The organism is Bradyrhizobium sp. Crot121 (assembly GCF_059512385.1).
In genome coordinates, this window is sequence record NZ_JCAMOR010000215.1 from 1 (window position 1) to 1842 (window position 1842).

Sequence of the window (1842 nt, forward strand, 5' to 3'; positions counted from 1 at the left end):
TAGTGGTGTAGCCGTGACTCCGTTTCCACATCCCGCTCGTCGAACCGGACAGGCAGATCTCCCGCATCCGGCTCTCGGACAAGACCTCACGCCTTCGCCCACGGCCGGTCGCGGCCAAGCGCGGTTAGACGTACGAGCCCAAAGTGCCCGTAAAGGTGCGAGAGTGGATAGGTCCCGCCCTTGCATCGCCTGACCTTGTGCTTGATGCGCAACCACCGGCGCAACCGCACAGCGGTGTAGTTGTCGATCGCCCGATACGCTTTGGTGACGGTGCCTACATTGAAGTAGTTCGCCCATCCGCGCAGCGTGCGGTTCAACTTCGCCACCAACTCTGTGGTGTCTTGCCCTAACCCGGTTCGAGCCGTCAGCGCATGAAGGGTTTCCACCATGCGCTTGATGCTTTTCTTCGATGGCCGGTACCCCAGGCGCGCCTGGCCGGTTCTCGCTGAGTACATCCGTCCGAACGAGTATCCCAGGAAGTCGAACTCTCCTTCCGGCGCCTTGCAGATTCGTGTCTTGTCCTCGTTGACCGTCAGCTTCAACTTTCCCATGATCTCGCGCAGTCGCGACAAGGCCTCTTCGGCTTTGCCCCGCCGGCATAGGATCACGAGATCGTCGGCGTAGGTCACGATGCGAGTGCCGAGGCTTCGCTCGAGACCGAGCATCTTCCATCCCAGCACGAACCGGCGCATGTAGAGATTCGCCAGCAATGGGGAGATGGGTGAACCTTGCGGGATGCCGCGCCGCTTGTCTCGGGCTTCGGTCGTACGTGTCTTCCTTCCTCGATCGTCGGTTTCTTCCACGGGACACTCCAGCAACATCTTGATCAGATGCAGCACGCGCCGATCGACAATTCGGCGTGCTACCGACTTCAGAAGTTCGGCATGCGGAATGCTCCCGAAGTAGTCCGCGAGGTCGGCGTCGACGACTTCCGGGTGACCACGGAACAGCAGCGCTTCCACCTCAACCACCGCCTGCTGGGCATTGCGCCCCGGACGGTAGGCATACTGCTCCGGTGGAAGATCGGCCTCAAAGATCGGCTCCAGCACCAGCATCGCTGCCGTCATGCAGACCCGATCCCGCAAGGTCGAGATGCCCAATGGCCTGAGTTTGCCATTGGCCTTCGGTATGTACACTCTTCTGATAGGATCCGGTCGATACGTCTCCTGCCTGAGCGCAAGCGCCAGTTCGCCAAGCCACCGCTGCACCCCATACACTTCGATGTCCGCGAAGTCCTGCCCGTCCACGCCCGATGCGCCCTTGTTGGAGCGGCATTGAGCATAGGCATGGGCCAAGATGTCTTCCCGGCTGATCTTGTCGTGCAGGGCGTAGAAGCGGTAGCCGGCTTCTGCCTTCGCTTTCGCGTGCAACGCCGTCTGCAGCTTCTGAACACTCTTCGGAGTTGATAGGTTGCCCAATCCCCAGGTCCCTCACTACGTCTTGCGTTCGTCTTGAACTGAGGTCCCTTCCCTCCGCCGGCGTTACCCGGCTTCAGCGGTACTACGAACCCCTCCGCATCCCCACGGCGCCCGGCCTGTCCCTCGCGGGCGTCCGGTTGATCATCCCTGACCACGTCGTGGGGCCTCCCGTGTTGCGTACGCTTTCCTTGTGTACATGCCGTCGCCACTACCCCGGCACAGCGACTGGAGGTATTGCTTCGCTCACTTCGCCCCAGCCGTATCAGCCTTCCCCGAAAGGGTCATCGGGTCGGCCTGCGCATCGTCCTTTTCGAGGCTTGCTCGGCGTTCACTCGCGTTACGGCCTGCACACTCGCGCTGTCACCAATTCGTGACACGCTAATCGAAGGCTTCAGCCACTTCGTTACCTCCATGACTGCTCCGA

General features: G+C 61.2%; 1 protein-coding gene. It reads right to left on the reverse strand.

Annotated features, from left to right (window positions below):
* Positions 1-86 precede the first annotated feature (86 nt).
* Positions 87-1418 (reverse strand): group II intron reverse transcriptase/maturase, encoded by a 1332-nt coding sequence (ltrA, locus tag AC5ZGW_RS46070; RefSeq protein WP_496114158.1) that lies wholly within the window; start codon positions 1416-1418, stop codon positions 87-89.
* Positions 1419-1842: the final 424 nt, after the last annotated feature.